Below are 22,385 nucleotides of genomic sequence, written 5' to 3' on the forward strand. Positions count from 1 at the left end.
GCGCCGCAACGAGGCTGTCTGGTCGCGGACAGCCTTCTTACATTTGGAGTCATCATGAAAGTTGTCGCTTTCGAGCGTAGCGTACAGGGAACGGGTGCGAGCCGCCGCCTGCGCAATTCGGGCAAGACCCCCGGCATCATCTACGGCGGCGCCGCCGAACCGAAGATGATCGAACTGGATCACAACGCGCTGTGGCACGCCCTGAAGAAGGAAGCGTTCCACTCGTCGATCCTGGAACTGGAAGTCGCTGGCAAGTCGGAACAGGCCCTGCTGCGCGCATTCCAGATGCACCCGTTCAAGCCGCTGGTGCTGCACGTCGATTTCCAGCGCGTGTCGGCCAACGACAAGATCCACGTCAAGGTGCCCCTGCACTTCATGAACCAGGAAACCGCTCCTGGCGTGAAGCTGGGCCACGGCATCGTCAACCACATCGTGAACGACCTGGAAGTGTCGTGCCTGCCGGCCGACCTGCCCGAGTTCATCGAAGTGGACCTGGCCGCCGTCGAGCTGAACCAGACCGTCCACCTGTCGGACATCAAGCTGCCGAAGGGCGTGACCGTGATCACCCACGGTGACGACAACCCGGCCGTCGCCAGCATCTCGCAACCGGCTGGTGCCGTGTCGGAAGCTGCCGAAGGCGGCGAAGCCGCTGGCGAAACGCCGGCTGCCTAAGCTGCAGCAGCGGTTGCGGCCTGCCGGCCGCGCCACGAAGAAACCGCCGCTTCTTGCGGCGGTTTTTTTTCGCCCGGCAGCCGTCTGCCGGTTTTTCGGTATCCTTGGCGCTTGTGGCGCAGCCTTGCGCGCCAACGACCCAGTCAAACGCATGATCAAGCTCATCGTCGGCCTCGGCAATCCCGGTACGGAGTACGAGGCCACCCGACACAACGCCGGCTTCTGGCTGGTGGACCAGCTGGCCCGCATGGGCGGCGCCACGATGCGCGTGGAGGGCCGCTTCCACGGCCTGGCCGCGCGTGCGCGGCTGTGGGACCAGGACATCTGGCTGCTCAAGCCGTCGACCTTCATGAACCGCTCCGGGCTGGCCGTGGTGTCGCTCGCGCGCTTCTACAAAGTCCTCCCCGACGAGATCGTGGTCGCGCACGACGAGATGGACCTGCCGGCGGGTGCGGCCAAGCTCAAGCGCGGCGGCGGCGCGGGCGGCCACAACGGGCTCAAGGACATCTCGGCCCACCTGTCCACGCAGGACTACTGGCGCCTGCGCCTGGGCGTGGGCCATCCGCGCAACGCGCCCGGCGGCGCCGGCGCGGGCCGCGAGGACGTGGTCAACTTTGTGCTCAAGCCGCCGCGGCGCGAGGAGCAGGAAGCCATCGATGCCGCCATCGACCGCTGCATCGACCCGCTCGGCCTGCTGGCGCGCGGCGATGCCGAACGCGCCATGGCGCAGCTGCATACCACGCGCTGACAAATACGCACATCCCTGCGACAACAGCATGAAAACGGGCCGCATCTGCGGCCCGTCGTCGTTTGGCAGCTCAAGACTGCTTTTGCAGACAATGTGTCATCAAAGTGCCATGGGCGGCACATACATTCCGTGGTTTCCAATCGCATCGGTATCGCATGGTGGCCGATGCGCATGACAACCCACAGGAGGAAGCCCATGTCGTACCTGACCGATGAAGCACGAGCCGCCAGCCGCGCTGCCAAGCCCGACGTTGACGTGCCCGGCCAGATGCTCGAAGACATCGTAGCCGCCAACCCGGCCCGCCGCCGTGTACTGCGCGGCGGCCTGGGCCTGTCGCTGGCCTCGGCGTTCGGCAGCGGCCTGCTGGCCGCCTGTGGCGGCGATGACGATCCCGCGCCGGCGCCAGCCCCCACACCAGCACCAGCACCCGCTCCGGCCCCCGCGCCCGCCGCGGCCGCCCCGAGCTACGACGTCACCTTCGAGCCGATCGCCAAGTCGACCACGGATACCGTGGTCGTGCCCAATGGCTACAGCGTCGACGTGCTGTTCTCTGCCGGCGACCCGGTCGAAGCCGGCGCCACCGGCTATGCAGGCGCCTTCCAGTCCTCGGCCGAAACCGAGCGCCAGGCCGGCGGCAACCACGACGGCATGCACTACTTCGCACTGCCGGGCGTCGATCCGCAGAAGGGCGGCCTGCTCGCGATCAACCATGAGCTGCCGGACTACAACATCCTGCTCCCGACCGCCTACAACGCCGCCACCGCAAGCGCGGAGCAAAAGCGCATCGCCCTGTCGGCGGTGGGCATCTCGGTGATCGAAGTCGAACTGGCCGCCAGCGGCAAGTGGCAGGTCAAGCGCGACTCGATCTACAACAAGCGTTACACCGGCAACACGCTGTACCGCGTGGGCGGCCCGGCCGCCTCGGTGGTGGGCTCGACCGTGGTCGGGATGCTCAACAACTGCTCGAGCGGCTACACGCCGTGGGGCACCTACCTGACCTGCGAAGAAAGCACGGACAACTACATCGACCCGACCCAGGCCGACAACGGCTACGGCTGGGTGGTCGAGATCGACCCGTACGGCACGCTGGGCGCGCCGGCCAAGCGCACGGCGATGGGCCGCTTCGACCATGAGAACGTCGCCTTCCTGACCGACGCCAGCAACAACGTCGCCTTCTATATGGGCGATGACGGCACGCCGGGCTGCATCTACAAATTCATCCCGAGCAAGGCCTTCGATCCGAACAACCGCGCCGCCAATGCCAACCTGCTGGACAGCGGCACGCTCTACGTGGCCAGGTTCAATGCCGACGGCAGCGGCCAGTGGATCGAGCTGACGCAGGGCAAGAACGGCCTGACCGTCGGCGCATCGGACCCGGGCAACTGGACCCAGTCGGCGGTCTCGCCGGCGCCGAGCACGGTCGACTTTGCCAGCCAGGCCGACGTGCTGATCAACACCAAGTCGGCCGCGCGCGTGGCCGGCGGCACGCTGATGGACCGCCCCGAGTGGATCACGGCCGCACCGGACAAGACGCTCTACTGCACGCTGACCAACAACAGCGGCCGCCAGCAGACCGACGCCGCCAACCCGCGCAAGAACAACCTGCACGGCCATATCGTCAAGTGGAACGAAGCCGGCAATTCGCCGCTGGCCACGACCTTCACGTGGAGCATCCTGCTGCAGGCAGGCGACCCGTCGCTGGCCACCGACAACCTGAAGGGCAATATCAACGGCGACACCTTCTCCAGCCCGGACGGCCTGCGCGTCGACCCCAAGGGCCGCCTGTGGGTGCAGACCGATTCCAGCACCAGCGCCACCTATACCGGTACGTTCGGCAACAACAGCATGTACTACATCTCGCCGACGGGTCAGTCCCGGCGCTTCCTGGCGGGCCCGACCGGCTGCGAGATCACCGGCATTGCCTACACGCCGGACCTGACCACCTGCTTCATTAATATCCAGCATCCCACCGGCAAGTGGCCGGACGCGGCCAAGCCGCCGCGCTCGTCCACCATCGTGGTGCGCCGTAGCGACGGCAAGCCGATGGGTGCGTGACCGCGCAGTGTTGTAGGTAGTACCAGCAGTAACTGGGGAAAAGTTAAACCCCCGTCACCTTGCGGTGCCGGGGGCTTTTTTTGCCTGGCTGAAGCTGCGGGTCAGGCCGCGTGCTTGGCGGCCGTCAGCAGCCGGTAGCGCTGCATCAGGACCTCATGCGTTTCGACGCGGTTCGGATCCTTGGGGATACAGGCGACCGGGCAGACTTGCTGGCATTGCGGCTCGTCGAAGTGCCCGACACACTCGGTGCACTTGTTGGGGTCGATTTCATAGATCTCGGGCCCCATCGAAATGGCTTCGTTCGGGCACTCGGGTTCACAAACGTCGCAGTTGATGCAGTCGTCAGTGATCATCAGCGCCATGGTGTTTCCTTCCTGCGGACACGCCCGCGCCCGACTGGCCGCGACTCGACGTATCTGAGTCTACTATTTTATTCCGGTTTGCCGATTTTCTCTTGCAGCCAGCGTTCCACCGACGGGAACACGAACTTGCTGACGTCGCCGCCCAGCACCGCGATCTCGCGCACGAAGGTGCCGGAGATGAACTGGTACTGGTCCGACGGCGTCAGGAACATGGTTTCCACGTCGGGCAGCAGGTAGCGGTTCATGCCTGCCATCTGGAATTCGTACTCGAAGTCGGACACCGCGCGCAGGCCGCGCACGATCACGCGCGCATTGTTGTTGCGCACAAAGTCCTTGAGCAGGCCGGAAAAGCCTTCGACGCGCACATTGGGATAATGCCCGAGCACTTCACGGGCAATGCCGATGCGCTCTTCGAGCGAAAAGAACGGGCGCTTGTTGGGGCTGTGCGCCACGCCCACCACCAGTTCGTCGAAGATGTTCGACGCACGGCGGACCAGATCCTCGTGTCCCCGGGTCATTGGATCGAACGTGCCGGGATAGACCGCGATGACCATACTTCCTCCTTGATCTGCCCGCTGCCGGCCGTGGGCCGCCTCTTGCGCCGGCCGGACCGGCGTGGGTGCTGCGTCGCGAGCGTTGTGACAGCGGCGTAGTGTAACCCCAAATGCGCCACTTGGAAGTCGCCCGGCGCACCGTTTTGCCGCAGCGCAGCTAAGAACCCGTTTCCCATTGAGGAAGGGGCCCTTCCTCAACGTGGAACAGGCATACCCGGACAATTGCCCCAGGCTGGTGCATCAGGCCGCGCCGTTGCCCGGCACGCGATGCTGCAGCAGGTGGAAATGCACCGCGCCGGCGCGCGCGTGGCGCACGATTTCAAGCGATGCCGGCACCGGCGCGTCGGCGCCGGTCAGCGCATGGTCGGTCTCGACATAGACTGCGCCGCCGGGCCGCGACAGCCGCGCCGCATGCTCCAGCGCCGGCCCGATCCAGTCCTCGGCGAAGGGCGGATCCAGGAAGACCACGTCGAAGCTGGCATCGGGCAGCTGCGCGGCAATGGCAAAGGCATCGCCCTGCATCACGCGCACCTGGGCCGCATCGAGCCGGTACTGGTTGTCGCGCAGTTGCTTGGCCACGCGCGCATTGGACTCGACCAGCATGACCGCGGCGGCACCGCGCGAGGCGGCCTCGAAGCCGAGCGCGCCGGAGCCGGCGAACAGGTCCAGGCATTCCAGCCCGGACAGGTCCTGGCCGAGCCAGTTGAAGAGCGTCTCGCGCACGCGGTCGGGCGTGGGGCGCAGGCCCTGAGCGTCGGGAACGGGCAGCAAGGTGCGCTTCCAGCGGCCGCCGATGATGCGGACCTGGGACGGTTCCTGGCGTGGTGCCTGGCGCGGTGCCTGGCGTGGCGCCGCGGAAACGGGGGAACGCCCGCCGCTGGCAGCGGCAGGAGAGGCGGGTCGCCCGCCGGTGGCGGGCGTCGGCAATCGGGAACGCGAATTCATCCCGTGATTGTAGAGCCTTCGGGCCGGTTCGCCGCACGCGCCGGAGCCCCGGCGCGCATGACGGGCCCAAGCGGTGCCGGCATCACTGCCTGGCGGCGGTCGCAGGCGCTGCGACCGGGCCGCCGACGATCACCGTCGCCATATTGTCCGGGCGCACATGGCGCTGGAAAGCGGCCCTGACTTGCTCGCGCGTGACCTTGCCGATCTGGGCGGTCCAGGTGTCCAGGTAATCCAGCGGCAGCCCGTACCAGCCGATATTGGCGACGTTGGTCAGCAGCTTGCGGTTGTTGTCGATGCGCAGCGGGAAACCGTTGATGAGGTTGTCCTTGGCCGCGCGCAGCTCTTTCTCGGTCGGGCCCTCGGCGACAAAGCGCGCCAGCACCTGGCGCACCAGCGCCAGCGCTTCGTCGGTCTGCGCCTTCTTGGTCTGCAGGCTGATGCCGAACGGACCCGGCTGCTTGGACGGCGCGAAGTAGCTGTCCACGCCGTAGGTCAGGCCGCGCTTCTCGCGCACCTCGTCAGTCAGGCGCGAGCTGAAGCCGCCGCCGCCCAGCACGTAGTTGCCCACCAGCAGCGCGAAGTAATCGGGGTCGCCGCGGGCAATGGCCGGCTGGCCGATGGCCACGCTGGACTGCTGTGCCGGATGCGGCATGCGCTGCTCGCTAGGGGCGATGTTCAGGCGCACCTGCGGCATGGCCGGCGCCGCGCTGCCGGGCGGCAGCCCGCGCGTGAGTTGCTCGGCAATGGCTTCGGCCTGCTTGCGGTCGACCGCGCCGATCAGCGTCACCACCGCGCGCTGCGCGCCGTAGTTGTCGCGCCAGAACCTGACGATGTCGTCGCGCGTGATCGACGCCACGCTGTCCGGGGTCGCGGCCACGCCGTAGGGGTGGTCGGGATACATGGCCTTGGCCAGCGCCTTGTCGGCGATCACGCCGGGCTTGGCGTCGGCTTCGCGGATGGCCGTGATCAGGCGCTGCTTCTCGCGTCCGACCACGGCGTCCGGGTAGGTCGGCGCCTTGATCAGCTGCGCGGCCAGCGCGACTGACTGGTCCAGCTCCGGCTGCGCGGTCAGCGTGCGCAGCCCGATGCCGCCGCGGTCGCCGCCGGCAGCGCCGCCAAAGGCGGCACCGGTATCGGCAAAGCCATCGGCGATCTTCGCTTCATCGCGCGCCGGCTGGCCCTCCAGCGCCGCGGCGCCCTTGTCCAGCAGCGCGGCGGTCAGCGTGGCCAGCCCGGCCTTGCCCGGCGGGTCATAGCGGCTGCCGGCGTCGAAGTCGATATTGACGTCGAGCATCGGGATCGATGGGCTGTGCACGAAGAACACCTTGGCGCCGGTGGACGCGGTCCAGTGCTCGATCGGGATCGCGGCCTGCGCCAGTTGCGCGGCCAGCAGGACGACGGCGCCCAATGTGGCGCCGGCCAGTTTGCGCAGCGCACGCTGCGGGGTGGTGACGTACTGAGTCATCGCCTTTCCTCAGTGGCGCAGGCCCGACGGGGCCTGGGGCTTGGGCTTGTTCGGATCGATCGGCTGCGGCACCAGCGTGGCCACGGTCAGGTTGTCGTCGTTGAAATACTTCGCGGCGACGGCCTGCACCTGCGCCGGCGTGACGGCCTTGATCTTGTCGAGCATGCGGTCGATCTGGCGCCATGAGATATCCGAGATCTCGGACACGCCGATTTCCATGCCCTGCCCGAACACCGAATCACGCTTGTAGATCTGGCCGGCCACCACCTGCGCCTTGACGCGCTTGAGCTCTTCCGGCGACACGCCTTCCTTGGCGATGCGCTGGACCTCGGCGCGCAGCGCGCGCTCGATCTCGTCGGTGTTGTGGCCTGTGGCCGGCGTGCCGTCGAGCACGAACAGCGACTCGCCGCGGTTGATGCTGTCGTAGCCGACGTTGACGTCGTCGGCCAGGCGCTGCTCGCGCACCAGTTCACGCGTCAGGCGTGCGTTGTCGTAGCCGTTGAGCACAGCCGACAGCACCTCCAGCGCGTAGGGGTCGACGTCCTTCTCGATATCGCGCAGGCGCGGCACCTTGTAGGCCATCACCATGTACTGGTTCTCGGCCGGCGCCTTGACCCAGATGCGCTTGATGCCCTTTTGCGCCGGCTCTTCCTGGTCCTTGCGCAGCGGCAGCGTGCGCGGCTTGACCTTGCCGTAGTAGCGCTCGGCCAGGGCGCGCACTTCCTCGGCCTTGACGTCGCCGGTGACAATCACCATCGCATTGTTGGGCACGTACCAGTGGCGGTACCACTCCTTGACGTCGTCCACGCGCATATTGACCAGGTCGTCCATCCAGCCGATCACCGGGTGGCGGTACGCGGCGGCGGTGTAGACCGTGGCCAGCAGCTGCTCATAGACGGTGCCGCGCGCGGAGTCGTCGGTGCGCAGGCGGCGTTCTTCCATCACCACCTTCATCTCGCGTTCGAACTCGTCCTTGGTGATGATGAGGTTGGCCATGCGGTCGGCCTCCAGCTCCATCATCCTCGGCAGGTACTGCTTGCCGATCTGCTGGTAGTACATGGTGAAGTCGCGGTTGGTCATGGCGTTCTCACGCCCGCCCAGCGCAGCGACCTGCTTTGAGAACTCGCCCACGCCGACCTTGGGCGTGCCCTTGAACATCATGTGCTCGAGCATGTGCGCCACGCCGGTGGTGCCGCTGACCTCGTCGATACCGCCCACGCGGTACCAGATCTGGTGCGCCACCGTGGGGGCGCGGTGGTCTTCCTTGACGATCAGCCGCAGCCCGTTGGACAGGCGGTATTCAGTCGTGCCCTGCGCGGTCGCGCCGGCCAGGGCGGTCTGCGTGCCGGGCCTCGGCGAGGGCACGGCTTCCTGCGCCCCCGCCGGCATCGACCAGGGCAGCAAGGCCAGCAGCAGCGTGGGAATGACACGCCGCGCAAGACGCGCGGCGCGGGCAGGAAGCGGATTGGAAGGTTGTGAGAGGCGTTGGATGCGCGTTTGGACGCAGGCTTTGGTGCCTTGTGCGCCCGCAGCGGTCAGGACAGCGCAATGGTTCATGCGACCCCGTCTGCTAGAATTTTGCCGATCGACTCACGTGCGCAAGACTGCGCGCATGAATCTGCCATGTAGCGAACTATACGCAATCGCCGGCCGGGACCACAACGGTTTCTCCCCAGCCATCGCGACACCTGCGTAACCCATTGATTTATAACCGGTTGCCTGCTGGCATTGGCTGCCGCCAGGGTATCGCCCCCGGTATTGACTCCATTCCCCAATGTTTAGTTTCTGGAAGAAGCGCAAGGCCGAGCCCGCGCCCGTCGAGGCGCCAGCCCCGGCCCCCGCTCCGGTCGAGGTCCCCGCCCCTGTGCCGGCACCGGCCCCCACGCCTGCGCCAGTCCCTGCGCCCGCACCGGCACCGGTCCCCGCGCAAGTTCCACCCCCTGCCCCAGCGCCCGTGGCGGCCCCGATCCCCGTGCCGGCGCCCGCACCGGCCGAAGCGCTCGAGCTGGTCCCGCCGCCCGCCCAGACCGCTGAAGCGAAGCAGGGCTGGATGCAGCGGCTGCGCACCGGCCTGTCCAAGACCAGCCGCAACATCGGCACGCTGTTCGTCGGCGTCAAGGTCGACGAGGCCCTGTTCGAGGAACTGGAAACCGCGCTGCTGATGGCCGATGCCGGCGTCGAAGCCACCGAGTACCTGCTGGGCGAGCTGCGCAAGCGCGTCAAGGCCGAGCGCATCGAGACCGCTGAAGGCGTCAAGGCGGCACTGCGCGAGCTGCTGACCCAGCTGCTGCGCCCGCTGGAAAAGACCATGGCGCTGGGCCGCGAGCAGCCAATGGTGATGATGATCGCGGGCGTCAACGGCGCCGGCAAGACCACCAGCATCGGCAAGCTGTGCAAGCACTTCCAGCGCTATGACCAGAAGGTGCTGCTGGCCGCCGGCGACACCTTCCGTGCCGCCGCGCGCGAGCAGCTGACGATCTGGGGCGAGCGCAACAACGTCACCGTGGTGGCGCAGGAAAGCGGCGACCCGGCGGCTGTGATCTTCGACGCCGTCAATGCGGCCAAGGCGCGCGGCATCGACATCGTCATGGCCGACACCGCCGGCCGCCTGCCGACGCAGCTGCACCTGATGGAAGAGCTCAAGAAGGTCAAGCGCGTGATCAGCAAGGCCATGCCGAGCGCGCCGCACGAGGTGCTGCTGGTGATCGACGCCAATACCGGCCAGAACGCCCTGCAGCAAACCCGCGCCTTCGACGACGCACTGGGCCTGACCGGGCTGATCGTGACCAAGCTCGACGGCACCGCCAAGGGCGGCATCCTGGCGGCGATCGCACGCCAGCGCCCGGTGCCGGTCTACTTCATCGGCGTCGGCGAGAAGGTGGAAGACCTGCAGCCGTTCAAGGCGGAAGAGTTCGCCGACGCGCTGCTGGGGTAAGGCCCGGCAACCCGCGCCAAGCAAAACGCCCCGGCAGTGCCGGGGCGTTTTGCCTTGCAGGCCTGCGAACGCTTATTCCGCGTCGGGCTGCGACTTCGGCTCCGCCTTCTGGAAGGCAGGCAGCTCCATGCAGGTTTCATAGATCCTGGCGATCGCCGGGTAGCGGGCCAGATCGATATTGAAGCGCTGCGCGTTGAATACCTGCGGCACCAGGCAGATATCAGCCAGCGTGGGCGTATCGCCAAAACAGAAGCGCCCGGCCTTGCCGCCGCGCTCCAGGTTGGTCTGCAGCGATGCAAAGCCCAGCTCGATCCAGTGGTGGTACCACGCGTCCTTGACCTCGTCGGTCACGCCCACGGTGTGCTTCAGGTACTTCAGCACGCGCAGGTTGTTCAGCGGGTGGATCTCGCACGCGATCTCCTGGGCCAGTCCGCGCACATAGGCGCGGTCCAGCGCCGTGCCGGGCAGCAGCTTCGGCTCGGGGTGGATCTCGTCCAGGTACTCGACGATGGCCAGCGATTGCTGCAGCACGTGCTCGCCGTCGACGAACGCCGGCACCAGGCCGTCAGGGTTCACGGCGCGGAATTCCGGCTTGAGCTGCTGGCCGCCTTCCTTGAGCAGGTGCACCGGCACATAGTCATAGGACAGCCCCTTGAGTTCCAGCGCAATGCGCACGCGGAACGAGGCCGAGCTGCGGAAATAGCTGTAAAGCTTGAGCATCGGATCAGACTACCTTGATGGTGAGGTCGCCCACGCCGCCGACGTGGCACTGCATGACATCGCCCTTGACCACGGGGCCCACGCCTTCGGGCGTGCCGCTGAAGATCAGGTCGCCCGGCTGCAGCTCGAACAGCTTCGACAGGTACGACACCATCTCCGGCACCGACCAGATCAGGTCGGACAGGTCGCCGCGCTGCTTTTCCACGCCGTTGACCGCCAGCGTCACCGCGCCCTTCTCCGGATGGCCGATGGCCGACACCGGCACGATCGGGCCGATCGGCGCGGATTGGTCGAAGGCCTTGCCGGTCTCCCAGGGGCGGCCGGTTTTCTTCGATTCGTTCTGCAGGTCGCGGCGGGTCATGTCCAGGCCCACGGCGTAGCCGAACACGTGGCCGGCTGCCTGGTCGACCGGGATGTCGCGGCCGCCCTTGCCGATCGCCACCACCAGCTCCACTTCATAGTGGCAGTTGCTGGTGCCCGGCGGGTACGGGAAGGCGCCTTCGGTGCCGTCGGCGACATAGCTGACCGCGTCGGACGGCTTGCAGAAGAAGAACGGCGGCTCGCGGTCGGGGTCCGAGCCCATTTCACGGGCGTGGGCAGCATAGTTGCGGCCGACGCAGTACACGCGCCGGACCGGGAAGCTAGCGTTGCTGCCGCGCACCGGCACGCCAACGGGCGCGGGCGGGGCGAACACGAATTCGGTCATGCATCTCTCCAGATTTGTTCTGATCGGTGCTGCGGCGCGCAGGATGCGGGGTTGCGGGATGCAGCCACTCGCGGCGTCGCCAGCAGACGCGCCCGGCGCAGCAGGGCAACAGGATACACCGCGAGAGTTGCCTCTGCGTACGACCGCATACAATGAATCCAGGCATCCTCGCAGCGCCACCGCACCGGACTGGCGCAGGTGACCGGATACTTGCCCGGCGCGAATCTTGCATGGCGCACTGCAACAGAGCCTAGCCATGACACGACGCCACCCGCCCCCATCGTCCACCCCCGCCGCACCTGGCCCGCCCACTGCCGGTGGCCGGGTGTTGCGGATCCTGCTCGTGCGCGACCCGCATGATGCCGACCCGCTGAACGTCGAGACCATCCGCGGCGGGCTGGTGAGCGCGGGCTTTACCGAGATCCAGATCGTCGATGCCGACCTGCGCCTGCCGGATGTGATCACGGCCACCCAGCCCGACATGCTGATCATCGCGTCGGAATCCGCCGCGCGCGACACCATCGAACATGTCTGCGTCTCGACCCAGCATGCGCCGCGCCCGATCGTGCTGTTCACCGACAACGACGACAGCCAGCGCATCAAGGCAGCGCTGACGGCGGGGATCACCGCCTATATCGTCGACGGCCTGCGCGCCGAGCGCGTCAAGACCGTGCTCGACGTGGCCTACGCGCGCTTTGAACTGGACCAGCAGCTGCGCGCCGAGCTCGATGCCACCCGGCTCAAGCTGGCCGAGCGCAAGGTGGTCGAGCGCGCCAAGGGGCTGCTGATGCAGGCGCGCGGCCTCAGCGAGGACGAGGCCTACAAGCGCCTGCGCAGCATGGCGATGGAGCGCGGCCTGAAGCTGGTGGACGCGGCCCAGCGCGTGATCGACGTGATGGGCTGAGCCGCTCGCGCCTGCCAGCCGTGGTGCGCTGCCGCACACGACTGGTGCAATGCACGCTCCTGGCGCTGCCGCGCGGCGCCACCTCCCTCCCCTGCTCCCCCGAATGCGGCGGCGGCGACCGCGCGCGCACCGCATCCGACCATTTCCTCCCGATCCGTCACAAATCCGCCCTCGAATGCTGCACTGCACAGGCTGGCATACGCCTTGCGTTATGCAGGTATCGGCCAACGGCGGCCGACCAACAATTTCGGCGGACACGGCCAACGCGGGCTGCGTCACGCCACGGACAACGGCGTCCCTGCGCCGCACCGGTCTTCTGGCGAAGCCGGTCGCGGCAGGGACGCCTTTTTTCTTGGAGCCATGCAATGCCCTCTCGCCTCAGGATTGCCAAGCCGCTGCACGCAGCCGTCCACGTTTCCGACGCGGCTGCCGACGCCGTCCCGGCCAGCAGCGGCCGCCGCCGCGTGCTGGCCACCATCGCCGGCGCCAGCGTGATGACGCTGGTCGATCCGCTGGTGCGCGCCGGTGCATGGGCTGCGGGCTCGGACGCGCCGGAGAAGACCGACGTGCGCATCGGCTTTATCCCGCTGACCGACTGCGCCTCGGTGGTGATGGCCGCCACCCTCGGGCTGGACAAGAAGTACGGCATCAAGATCACGCCGACCAAGGAAGCCTCGTGGGCCGGCGTGCGCGACAAGCTGGTCAACGGCGAGCTGGACGCGGCGCACGTGCTGTACGGCCTGATCTACGGCGTGCAGCTGGGCATCGGCGGCCCGAAAAAGGACATGGCCGTGCTGATGAACCTGAACCACAACGGCCAGGCCATCACGCTGTCGTCCAAGCTCGCCGAGAAAGGCGTGAAGGACGGCGCCAGCCTGAAGGCGCTGATGATGAAGGAGAAGCGCGACTACACCTTCGCCCAGACCTTCCCCACCGGCACGCATGCGATGTGGCTGTACTACTGGCTGGCGGCCAACGGCATCAACCCGATGCAGGACGCCAAGGCGATCACGGTGCCCCCGCCGCAGATGGTGGCCAATATGCGCGTGGGCAATATGGACGGCTTCTGCGTGGGCGAGCCCTGGGGCGCGCGCGCCATCGCCGACAAGATCGGCTTCACCGCCGAGACCACGCAGGCCATCTGGAAGAGCCACCCCGAGAAGACCCTGGGCACCACCGCCGAATTCGTGCAGAAATACCCCAACACCGCGCGCGCGATGGTGGCCGCGGTGCTGGAGGCATCAAAGTTCATCGATGCGTCGGCCTCCAACCGCCGCAAGACCGCCGAGACCATTGCCGCCAAGTCCTACGTCAACACCGACATGGACATCATCCTGGACCGCATGCTGGGCCGCTACAACAACGGCCTGGGCAAGACCTGGGACGACCCTGACGCGATGAAGTTCTACTCGGACGGCAGCGCCAACTACCCGTACCTGTCCGACGGCATGTGGTTCCTGACGCAGCACAAGCGCTGGGGCCTGCTGAAGGAGCATCCGGACTACCTCGCGGTGGCGAAACAGGTGAACCGCATTGACGTCTACAAGCAGGCCGCCAGCGCGGCGCAGGTGCCGCTGCCCAAGAGCGATTTCCGCAGCGCCAAGCTGATCGATGGCGTGGTCTGGGATGCCAAGGACCCGAAGGCCTACGCCGATGGCTTCAAGATCAAGGCCTGACGAAATTCGGGCCGCCATTTCCCCACTGATCCGCAGTGCCCCTGACGAAAAGGAGCCAGACGTGAATGCCATCGCCCATACCGCGCCCAAAGGCGCAACCGTAGCCTCTGCGGCCGATCCCGACACCAAGGAACGGGCCCGCCGGCGCGAGCAGGAACTCGCCGCGCAGGAACGGCGCACGCAGCGCCGCGAGGCAGTCGGCGCGCTGGTGCTCAAAATCGTGCCGCCGGTACTGGGCTTCGCCCTGTTCGTGCTGGCCTGGCACGGCATCGCCACGATGATCCCGGCCATCCCCACGCCGCAGGCCACATGGAACGCCGCGGTGCCGCTGTTTGCCGACCCGTTCTACCGCAACGGGCCCAATGACCAGGGCATCGGCTGGAACGTGCTGGCATCGCTGGCGCGCGTCGCGGCGGGCTTCGGCCTGGCCGCGCTGGTCGGCATCCCGGCCGGCTTCCTGATCGGGCGCTTTGCCTTCCTGAACGCGATGACCGCGCCGGTGATCAGCCTGCTGCGCCCGGTCTCGCCGCTGGCGTGGCTGCCGATCGGCCTGCTGCTGTTCAAGGCCGCCAACCCGGCCGCGATCTGGGCGATCTTCATCTGCTCGATCTGGCCGATGGTGATCAACACCGCGGTGGGCGTCACGCGCGTGCCGCAGGACTACCTGAACGTGGCGCGCGTGCTGGACCTGTCGGAATGGAAGGTGTTCACGCGGGTGCTGTTCCCCGCGGTGCTGCCCTACATGCTGACCGGCGTGCGGCTGTCGATCGGCACCGCGTGGCTGGTGATCGTCGCGGCCGAGATGCTGACCGGCGGCACCGGCATCGGCTTCTGGCTGTGGGACGAATGGAACAACCTGAAGGTCGAGCACATCGTGATCGCGATCTTCGTGATCGGCATCATCGGGCTGCTGCTCGAGCACGCGCTGCTGGCGCTGGCCCGGCGCTTCAGCTACGGCACCAACTGATACGCGGGGAGAATCGCCATGGACAAGTTCGTCAGCATCGAAAACGTCGGCCAGACCTTCAAGACCCGCAAGGGCCCGTTCGTCGCCCTGCGCGATATCAACCTGCAGATCGCCGAGGGCGAGTTCATCACGCTGATCGGCCATTCCGGCTGCGGCAAGTCCACGCTGCTGAACCTGGTCGCGGGACTGGCCACGCCCACCACCGGCGCGCTGATCTGCGCCGGGCGCGAGATCGCCGGGCCGGGGCCGGAGCGCGCGGTGGTGTTCCAGAACCATTCGCTGCTGCCGTGGCTGACGTGCTTCGAGAATGTCTACCTCGGCGTGGAGCGCGTCTTCGCCGCCAGCGAGAGCAAGCCGCAGCTCAAGGCGCGCACGCACGACACGCTGGCGCTGGTGGGCCTGACGCACGCCGAGAACAAGTACCCGCATGAAATCTCCGGCGGCATGAAGCAGCGTGTGGGCATTGCCCGCGCGCTGGCGATGGCGCCCAAGGTGCTGCTGATGGACGAGCCCTTCGGCGCGCTCGATGCGCTCACGCGCGCGCACCTGCAGGACGAGCTGATCAAGATCGTGGCGCGCACCCGCAGCACCGTGGTGATGGTGACCCACGATGTCGACGAGGCCGTGCTGCTGGCCGACCGCATCGTGATGATGACCAATGGCCCGGCCGCCACCATCGGCGAGATCCTGAAGGTGGACCTGCCGCGCCCGCGCGACCGCGTCGCGCTGGCCGACGACAAGGCCTACCACGCCTGCCGCACCGCGGTGCTGGACTTTCTCTACCGCAAGCAGCGCAACCCGGCGCTGCAGGAAGCCGCGTAGTGTCCTCAGGAGGCGATGCGCGGTGACCGGCGGCGGTGGGCGCGGCGGCCTGGCTCCGCTATCATGAACCCAGAACAGACTACCCCCACGCCGCCATGACCACGCCAGCCACGCCCTTCCCTGCTGCCCGCTATATCAAGGAGATCGGCCGCGGCGTCAACGGCGCGCGCGCGCTGCCCCGCGAAGACGCGCAGGCCCTGTTCGACGCCATGCTGGCCGGGCGCGTCTCGGACCTGGAGCTTGGCGCCATCCTGATGGCCTACCGCATCAAGGGCGAGGCCCCGCACGAGCTGGCGGGCATGCTGGAAGCCGCCCATGCGCACTGCCAGCCACTGCCGGCGCCGCCTGACCGGCAGGTGGTGGTGATCCCCAGCTACAACGGCGCGCGCAAGCAACCCAACCTGGTGCCGCTGCTGGCGCTGCTGCTGGCGCGCGAAGATGTCCCCGTGCTGGTGCACGGCACGCGCCTGTTCAATGGCCGCGTGACCAGCATGACGCTGTTCGAGGCCCTGGGCGTGCCCTTGTGCGCGACGACCGACGAGGCCTCGGCACGGCTGCGCGAGGGCAGCGACCTCGGGCCGCTGGCGGTGCTGCCGGTGGATGTGCTGTCGCCCGGGCTGTCGCAGCTGCTGGAGCGGCGCACCGTGATCGGCCTGCGCAATTCGGCGCATACGGTGGCCAAGATGCTGCAGCCGGTGGGCGAGCATTCGCCCGCGGAAGGGTTGCGCCTGTACAGCTACACCCACCCCGAATACCGCGAGACGCTGACTGACTACTTCTCGCATGAGCCCGCCAACGTGCTGCTGGCACGCGGCACCGAGGGCGAAGTGGTGGCCGATGCGCGCCGCACCAGCCGCATCGACTGGCTGCATGAGGGGCACCAGCAGACGCTGGTCGATCCGGCCGTGGGTTCACTGGCCGAAGTGCCTGAACTGCCGCCCGGCAGCGACGCCGGCCAGACCGTGGCCTGGATCCGGCGCGTGCTGGACGGCGCGGCGCCGGTGCCGGCACCGCTCGCGATCCAGGTCGATGCCATCCGCGAATGCCTGCGGCAAGGCACTCGCGTGACCTGGGCCAGCCCGGTCTGAGCCAGCCCCGGGATCGCTGTCAGGCCTTGCGCGGGGGCAGCGGGATGCGCTCGGTCTCGCCCGGCACGTGCGGGAACTGATCGTCCTCCCAGCGCTGGGCGGCAGCCTCGATCGCCACCTTGCTGCTGGCAACGAAATTCCAGTAGATAAAGCGGTGCCCGTCGGTCGGGTCGCCGCCCAGCAGCATCACGCGCGACGGCGCCGTGGCCGTCAGCGTCGCGGGCTGGCCCGGGGTGAGCACCACCATGTGCTCGGCCGGCAGCGGCTCGCCGTCGAGCGCCACCGCGCCATCCACCGGATAGATGCCCCGCTCGGCATGTTCGACCGGGATCTCCACGCTCGCGCCCGCATCCAGCTCGATCGCCACATACAGGGTGCGGCTGAAGACCTTGACCGGAGAGACCTGGCCAAAGGCATCGCCCGCAATCACCACCATGCGCACGCCCGGCCGCTCGATCTGTGGCAGCGTGGCGGCGGGATGGTGGAAGAACGACGGCTCGGCACCCTCATGCTCCTGCGGCAGTGCCACCCAGGTCTGGATGCCGTGCAGCCGGGCCCCGGCGGGGCGCACATGCTCGGGCGAGCGTTCCGAGTGCACGATGCCGCGCCCGGCGGTCATCCAGTTGACGTCGCCCGGACGGATCGCCTGGTCGCTGCCCAGGCTGTCGCGGTGGATGATCTCGCCTTCGAACAGGTAGGTGACCGTGGCCAGCCCGATATGGGGATGCGGACGCACATCAGCGCCGGCGCCCGGCGGCAGCTGCACCGGCCCCATATGGTCGAAGAAGATAAACGGCCCGACGGTCTGGGTAGCGGCGGCGGGCAACAGCCGGCGCACGGTAAAATCGCCCAGGTCGCGCACATGCGGCTTGAGCAAGTGTTCGATAGCAGACATAACTCCTCCGGTGGAATGAGAGAGGCTCGCAGGATGCCAGCGCGCCGCAGTTGGGTCGAGTGTAGCCGCTGCTGCAACAAATCATTGCAGCAGCGGGCAGAACCCCCGTGCCCCGCGCCGCTCTAACATCCTGTGCGCCGAACCGTGGGTATCGTTTCCGCCGCTCGAAGCGGTAAGTAGCTATGCTATCCGCAAGACCAATCGAGTGGAACTATCACGGCCATCGGGACTCCAATTAGCACTCACCCGGCCTGAGTGCTAATATGTGTTGCAGTGCCGCCGACCCAAGAGGCGCGGCACACCGGCAACCGAACCGCCGGATGCGAAAGGAGCCATTGAGTGAACGCAGTCTTGTCTGCCGACCAAACCCTGATTAACCGCCTGCCGACGGCACCCCGGAGCACGGGCAGCTTTGCGCTGACCTTCCCGGCCACCGTTGGCAACCTCGACAGCTATATCCAGGCTGTCCACCGGATTCCGCTGTTGACCGCGGAGGAAGAGCAGCGCCTGGCGCGCGAGCTCCGCGACCACGATTCCGTTGATGCTGCCCGCCAGATGGTGATGTCCCACCTGCGCCTGGTGGTGTCGATCGCCCGCCAGTACCTGGGCTATGGCCTGCCGCATGCCGACCTGATCCAGGAAGGCAATATCGGCCTGATGAAGGCCGTGAAGCGCTTCGACCCCGAACAAGGCGTGCGCCTGGTGTCGTATGCGATGCACTGGATCAAGGCCGAGATCCACGAATACGTGCTGAAGAACTGGCGCATGGTCAAGGTGGCCACCACCAAGGCCCAGCGCAAGCTGTTCTTCAACCTGCGCAGCCACAAGCAGGGCGCGCACACGTTCACGCCGGAGCAGGTCGAGGCCGTCGCGCGCGAGCTGAACGTCAAGCCCGAAGAAGTGATGGAGATGGAAACCCGCCTGTCGGGCGGCGACCTGGCGCTGGAAGGCCAGATCGACGACGGCGAAGAGGAATTCGCCCCCATCGCCTACCTGGCGGACAACCACAACGAGCCCACCCGCGTGCTGGAAGCCAAGCGCCACGACCGCATGCAGGTCGAGGGCCTGGAAGAGGCGCTGGCCAAGCTGGACGAACGCAGCCGCCGCATCATCGAGGCGCGCTGGCTGCACGTCGAGGATGACGGCTCGGGCGGCGCCACGCTGCATGAGCTGGCTGACGAGTTCGGCGTCTCGGCCGAGCGCATCCGCCAGATCGAGGCCGCGGCCATGAAGAAGATGAAGGGGGCGCTGCAGGCGTTCGCCTGATCCGCTCCCTCCACCATGCAAAAGGCCGGTCCACACTGGACCGGCCTTTTTGTTGCCCGCGAGAGGAAGAGTGCGACGTTATGCCGCACCCCTTCCCTCCATTTCACGTCACGACAGCAGCTGTTTCAGGTCGTGCGCTATCGGATCCGGACCCTGGCCATGGCGGATGAACAGCCGCAGCTTGCCCTCCGGGTCGAATACATAGCTGCCCGCGGAGTGGTCCACCGTGTAGTTGTTCGGGGAGCTGCCCGGCACCTTGGCGTAGAACACCTTGAAGTCCTTGGTCACCTTCTGCAGTGCGGCCTCGTCGGCCGGGCGCAGCCCCAGGAAGCGCGCATCGAAGGCCGGCACGTACTGGGCCAGCAGCGCCTGCGTGTCGCGTTCCGGGTCGACCGTGACGAACAGCACCTGCACGCGGTCGGCGTCCGGGCCCAGTTTCTCCATCACTGCCTTCAGTTCGGCCATCGTTGTCGGGCACACGTCCGGGCAGTGGGTGTAGCCGAAGAACATCACCACCGCCTTGCCCTTGAAGTCGGCGATGGTGCGCACCTTGCCGTGATGGTCGGTCAGCGAGAAGTCCTTGCCGAAGTCCGCCGCGCCGGTGATGTCGACATTGCGGAACGAGGCCTTCTGCTGCCCGCAGGCAGCCACGGCCAGCGCAAGCGCGGCCAGCAGGGAAAAGCGGCGGAAGGCGGCGAACAGGCCGGAGGCGGGGCTTAGGCGGGGCATGCGGCGGAAACCGGTCAGGGGTGGGGGGAACAGCGGCACCGGAGGGCGGCGACATCACGCAGTATCGCCGATCGTGCCGCCACGCTGCGCCGGCCGCGACAAGATGCCGCAGCCGGTGGGCCACAGGTCAGACCTGCGGCACGAACTTGAAGTAGTGGTCGACCAGCAGCGCGGCGAACAGCAGCGACAGGTACAGGATCGAGAAGCGGAAGGTGCGCTGCGCCAGCTCGTCTGAATAATTGCGGTACATCTTCCAGGCGTAGGCCAGGAAACCTGCGCCCAGCGCCAGCGCGGCCGCCAGGTAGATATAGCCGCTCATGCCGTAGACAAAGGGCAGCAGCGTCGCGGCGATCATGATCAGCGTGTACAGCAGGATATGCAGCAGCGTGTAGCGCTCGCCGTGCGTGACCGGCAGCATCGGCAGGCCGGACTTGGCGTAGTCGGCGCGGCGGTACAGCGCCAGGGCCCAGAAGTGCGGCGGGGTCCAGGTGAAGATGATCAGCACCAGGAACCAGGCTTCGGCCGGCACCTCGCCCGCCACCGCGGCCCAGCCCAGCGCCGGCGGCATTGCCCCGGACAGCCCGCCGATCACGATGTTCTGCGGCGTGGCCGGCTTGAGCAGGATGGTGTAGACCACCGCGTAGCCGAGGAAGGTGGCAAAGGTCAGCCACATCGTCAGGTCGTTGGCGTAGACGTGCAGCAGCCACATGCCGGCGCCGCCCAGGACGGCGGAGAACACCAGGGTCTGCGGCGTGGTGATCTCGCCGGTGGCCGACGGGCGCCACGCGGTGCGGCGCATCAGCGCGTCGATCTTCTGCTCGACCAGGCAATTGATGGCAAAGGCCGCACCGGCCAGCAGCCAGATGCCGGCGGCGCCGCCGATCAGCACGCGCCACGGCACCATGCCGGGCGTGGCCAGGAACATGCCGATGATGGCGCAGAACACGGCCAGCTGCGTCACGCGCGGCTTGGTCAGGGCGGCATATTGTCGGGCCAGGTGCCGTATCCGGCTCAACTTGCCCAGCGAATGGGGGTGGGTAGCGGTAACCACGGAAGGGGTCTTGTCTTTCATGTGGCGCGGGCGGCGTTCGGCACGGCAGCGGGGGCGCCGGCGGCCCGCATGGTGAGCCCTGCGAGCCCTGTATTGTAGTGGAGGCGGACAAGCAGCAGCAGGAGCAGCGCCGCGCCGCCGTTGTGCGCAACCGCGGCCACCAGCGGCCAGTCGAACACGATATTGGACATCCCGGTGGCCAGCTGCAGCACCAGCGTACCCAGCAGCCAGCCGGCCGCGCGCGCGAGCCCTTCAAGCCGGCGCGCGCGCAGGCCAAGCCACGCCAGGTAGCCCAGCACGACAAAGGCAAAGCCGCGGTGGACCCAGTGGATCGCCACCAGCGCCGCGTGCGGGATGTAGTCGCCGTCGGCGGTCATGCCCAGCTGGCGCCACAGCGTGAAGCCGTGGCGGAAATCCATCTCGGGCACCAGCTGGCCGTTGCACAGTGGGAAGTCGGTGCAGGCCAGCACCGCGTAGTTGGTGCTGACCCAGCCGCCCAGGAAGATCTGGATCACCAGCAGCAGCAGGCCGATGCGCACCGGCCAGCGCAGGCGCGCGGCCTGCGCCGCGACCGGGTGCGGCGGATCGTTGCGCGAGCCCAGCTGGATCAGCACGGCCAGCAGGGCCATGCCCAGCATCAGGTGCGTGACCACGATGACGGGCTGCAGCTTCAGGGTCACGGTGAAGGCGCCGAACGCGCCCTGCACGCACACCAGCAGCAGCACCCCGGTGGCGAACCATGGCGACTGCTTCAGCTCGCGCCGCTTGACCCACGCCAGCACCATCAGCGTGATGATCAGCACCCCGACCGCCATTGCGAAGTAGCGGTGGATCATCTCGATCCACGCCTTGGCCAGCGTCACCGGGCCGCTGGGCAGCGCGGTCTCGGCCGCGCGGATCGGCTCCATCGCGGCGTGCGGGTTGGAGTGCCCATAGCAGCCGGGCCAGTCCGGACAGCCCAGGCCGGAGTCGGTCAGGCGCGTGAAGCTGCCGAACATGATCAGGTCCAGCGTCAGAAACGCCGTGATCCAGGCGAGCTTGCGGTACTTGTTGCGGTCCCCTTTCACCAGCACGTAGGACAGCGGGAACAGCGCGATCAGGATGCCGATGATGGCCAGTTGCAGCAGCATGCCGTCCCCTTAGCCGATGCGCGAGACCTTGAGCAGCTTCTTCAGGTCGCCGCTCATCTTCTTGGGGTCCGGGTCCTGCGGGAAACGCATCATCAGGTTGCCCAGCGGGTCGACCAGGAACAGGGTGTCCTCGGCGCGCTTGCCGGATTCGGCCGGCAGCCACTGCTGGGCAGCCTGGCGGTCGATGCGCAGGAAGCGCACACCGGCGTAGGGCTCGTTGTAGGCGGCGGTCAGGCGCTCGTCGATCTTGCCGTCGTCGGTCACCAGCCACACCGGCACGATCCGTTCGCGGTCCTGGCCCTGCCCGGCGCGGATCTGGCGGATGGTGAAGAGCTTCTTCGCGCAGGCCTCGTCGCAGGCGGACGGATCGGCGGTCACCAGCAGCCATTTGCCGCGGAACTGCTCCAGCGGCACGGCACGGCCCTGCTCGTCGGTGACGCGCACCGGCGGCATCGGCCGCTGCGGGTCGACCAGCGCGCCGTAGTTGGTGGCGCCGCCGCGCGGCTTGATCACGTAGTAGGTGAAGTAAGAGGCAATCACCGGCGACGCGCACACCAGCAACAGCATCAGCATCTGCAGGCGGCCGCGGCGCGTGCGCGCATCGATGCGGGTATCCGGCGGCGAGGCCGCGGCGGCCGGGGCGGAGTCTTGCTGTGCCATGGAGTACGTCTGTCCTTTGTCTTCGGCGAGCGCAT

Annotated in this window: 22 protein-coding genes; 10 read left to right on the forward strand and 12 right to left on the reverse strand. The window is 67.5% G+C overall.

What is annotated here, in order from left to right:
* Window positions 1-54: 54 nt before the first annotated feature.
* From AC07UK_RS17245 to AC07UK_RS17255, 3 genes are all read left to right on the forward strand, one after another.
* Window positions 55-672: a 50S ribosomal protein L25/general stress protein Ctc gene (locus tag AC07UK_RS17245; protein WP_436220757.1), complete on the forward strand. Its 618-nt coding sequence runs from the start codon at window positions 55-57 to the stop codon at window positions 670-672.
* A gap of 151 nt (window positions 673-823) precedes the next feature.
* Window positions 824-1,420 (forward strand): aminoacyl-tRNA hydrolase, encoded by a 597-nt coding sequence (gene pth, locus AC07UK_RS17250; protein WP_494686048.1) that lies wholly within the window; start codon window positions 824-826, stop codon window positions 1,418-1,420.
* Between the two features lie 195 nt (window positions 1,421-1,615).
* Window positions 1,616-3,475, forward strand: a complete 1,860-nt coding sequence (locus AC07UK_RS17255; protein ID WP_494686049.1) for a PhoX family protein — start codon at window positions 1,616-1,618, stop codon at window positions 3,473-3,475.
* A 101-nt stretch (window positions 3,476-3,576) separates the two neighbouring features.
* Here the strand turns inward: AC07UK_RS17255 and AC07UK_RS17260 are convergent, their stop codons facing one another.
* The 5 genes from AC07UK_RS17260 to AC07UK_RS17280 all read right to left on the reverse strand — a co-directional run bounded on the left by AC07UK_RS17260 (window position 3,577) and on the right by AC07UK_RS17280 (window position 8,358).
* Window positions 3,577-3,837, reverse strand: a complete 261-nt coding sequence (locus AC07UK_RS17260; RefSeq protein WP_010814370.1) for a YfhL family 4Fe-4S dicluster ferredoxin — start codon at window positions 3,835-3,837, stop codon at window positions 3,577-3,579.
* Between the two features lie 68 nt (window positions 3,838-3,905).
* Window positions 3,906-4,391: a pantetheine-phosphate adenylyltransferase gene (gene coaD, locus AC07UK_RS17265; RefSeq protein ID WP_010814369.1), complete on the reverse strand. Its 486-nt coding sequence runs from the start codon at window positions 4,389-4,391 to the stop codon at window positions 3,906-3,908.
* A 240-nt stretch (window positions 4,392-4,631) separates the two neighbouring features.
* On the reverse strand, window positions 4,632-5,336 hold the full coding sequence (gene rsmD, locus AC07UK_RS17270) for a 16S rRNA (guanine(966)-N(2))-methyltransferase RsmD (RefSeq protein ID WP_436220755.1): 705 nt from the start codon (window positions 5,334-5,336) through the stop codon (window positions 4,632-4,634).
* An 82-nt stretch (window positions 5,337-5,418) separates the two neighbouring features.
* The gene (locus tag AC07UK_RS17275) at window positions 5,419-6,801 is read right to left on the reverse strand and encodes a M16 family metallopeptidase (protein ID WP_436220754.1); all 1,383 of its coding nucleotides are present in this window, start codon (window positions 6,799-6,801) and stop codon (window positions 5,419-5,421) included.
* 9 nt (window positions 6,802-6,810) lie between these two features.
* Window positions 6,811-8,358 carry a M16 family metallopeptidase gene (locus tag AC07UK_RS17280; RefSeq protein WP_013955458.1) on the reverse strand — a complete coding sequence of 516 codons (1,548 nt, stop codon included), beginning with the start codon at window positions 8,356-8,358 and terminating at the stop codon, window positions 6,811-6,813.
* Window positions 8,359-8,575: 217 nt separating this feature from the next.
* Here AC07UK_RS17280 and ftsY point away from each other — a divergent pair, with 217 nt between their 5' ends.
* On the forward strand, window positions 8,576-9,736 hold the full coding sequence (gene ftsY, locus AC07UK_RS17285) for a signal recognition particle-docking protein FtsY (RefSeq protein ID WP_494686050.1): 1,161 nt from the start codon (window positions 8,576-8,578) through the stop codon (window positions 9,734-9,736).
* A 72-nt stretch (window positions 9,737-9,808) separates the two neighbouring features.
* Here the strand turns inward: ftsY and maiA are convergent, their stop codons facing one another.
* Together maiA and AC07UK_RS17295 are read right to left on the reverse strand one after the other, a co-directional pair.
* Complete coding sequence (maiA, locus tag AC07UK_RS17290; protein ID WP_436220752.1) at window positions 9,809-10,456, reverse strand: maleylacetoacetate isomerase; 648 nt, start codon at window positions 10,454-10,456, stop codon at window positions 9,809-9,811.
* Window positions 10,457-10,460: 4 nt separating this feature from the next.
* Window positions 10,461-11,162, reverse strand: a complete 702-nt coding sequence (locus AC07UK_RS17295) for a fumarylacetoacetate hydrolase family protein (protein ID WP_013955455.1) — start codon at window positions 11,160-11,162, stop codon at window positions 10,461-10,463.
* Window positions 11,163-11,418: 256 nt separating this feature from the next.
* On the opposite strand from AC07UK_RS17295, the gene AC07UK_RS17300 reads away from it, so the two are divergent.
* The 5 genes from AC07UK_RS17300 to ybiB all read left to right on the forward strand — a co-directional run bounded on the left by AC07UK_RS17300 (window position 11,419) and on the right by ybiB (window position 16,619).
* Window positions 11,419-12,066: an ANTAR domain-containing response regulator gene (locus tag AC07UK_RS17300; RefSeq protein WP_494686051.1), complete on the forward strand. Its 648-nt coding sequence runs from the start codon at window positions 11,419-11,421 to the stop codon at window positions 12,064-12,066.
* A gap of 365 nt (window positions 12,067-12,431) precedes the next feature.
* On the forward strand, window positions 12,432-13,742 hold the full coding sequence (locus tag AC07UK_RS17305; protein WP_436220750.1) for a CmpA/NrtA family ABC transporter substrate-binding protein: 1,311 nt from the start codon (window positions 12,432-12,434) through the stop codon (window positions 13,740-13,742).
* Window positions 13,743-13,803: 61 nt separating this feature from the next.
* Complete coding sequence (gene ntrB, locus AC07UK_RS17310; RefSeq protein WP_494686052.1) at window positions 13,804-14,709, forward strand: nitrate ABC transporter permease; 906 nt, start codon at window positions 13,804-13,806, stop codon at window positions 14,707-14,709.
* Between the two features lie 18 nt (window positions 14,710-14,727).
* Entirely contained in the window at window positions 14,728-15,531 is an 804-nt protein-coding gene (locus AC07UK_RS17315) for an ABC transporter ATP-binding protein (RefSeq protein WP_436220748.1), read from the forward strand.
* A gap of 95 nt (window positions 15,532-15,626) precedes the next feature.
* Window positions 15,627-16,619 (forward strand): DNA-binding protein YbiB, encoded by a 993-nt coding sequence (ybiB, locus tag AC07UK_RS17320; RefSeq protein WP_436220747.1) that lies wholly within the window; start codon window positions 15,627-15,629, stop codon window positions 16,617-16,619.
* A gap of 19 nt (window positions 16,620-16,638) precedes the next feature.
* Here the strand turns inward: ybiB and AC07UK_RS17325 are convergent, their stop codons facing one another.
* A complete protein-coding gene (locus AC07UK_RS17325) occupies window positions 16,639-17,514 on the reverse strand; it encodes a pirin family protein (RefSeq protein ID WP_436220746.1) in 876 nt (291 codons plus the stop codon).
* A gap of 339 nt (window positions 17,515-17,853) precedes the next feature.
* Here AC07UK_RS17325 and rpoH point away from each other — a divergent pair, with 339 nt between their 5' ends.
* Window positions 17,854-18,780, forward strand: a complete 927-nt coding sequence (gene rpoH, locus AC07UK_RS17330) for an RNA polymerase sigma factor RpoH (protein WP_436220745.1) — start codon at window positions 17,854-17,856, stop codon at window positions 18,778-18,780.
* A 108-nt stretch (window positions 18,781-18,888) separates the two neighbouring features.
* Here rpoH and AC07UK_RS17335 read toward each other — a convergent pair whose 3' ends face one another.
* From AC07UK_RS17335 to AC07UK_RS17350, 4 genes are all read right to left on the reverse strand, one after another.
* A complete protein-coding gene (locus tag AC07UK_RS17335; RefSeq protein ID WP_436220744.1) occupies window positions 18,889-19,509 on the reverse strand; it encodes an SCO family protein in 621 nt (206 codons plus the stop codon).
* Window positions 19,510-19,636: 127 nt separating this feature from the next.
* Window positions 19,637-20,581: a heme o synthase gene (gene cyoE, locus AC07UK_RS17340; protein ID WP_037025354.1), complete on the reverse strand. Its 945-nt coding sequence runs from the start codon at window positions 20,579-20,581 to the stop codon at window positions 19,637-19,639.
* Window positions 20,578-21,690 carry a COX15/CtaA family protein gene (locus tag AC07UK_RS17345; RefSeq protein ID WP_013955445.1) on the reverse strand — a complete coding sequence of 371 codons (1,113 nt, stop codon included), beginning with the start codon at window positions 21,688-21,690 and terminating at the stop codon, window positions 20,578-20,580. Before AC07UK_RS17345 ends, cyoE begins: the two co-directional genes overlap by 4 nt.
* Before the next feature lie 9 nt (window positions 21,691-21,699).
* On the reverse strand, window positions 21,700-22,350 hold the full coding sequence (locus AC07UK_RS17350) for an SCO family protein (protein ID WP_436220742.1): 651 nt from the start codon (window positions 22,348-22,350) through the stop codon (window positions 21,700-21,702).
* Window positions 22,351-22,385: the final 35 nt, after the last annotated feature.

The sequence above is a fragment of the Cupriavidus sp. GW821-FHT07C08 genome (genome assembly GCF_059419025.1).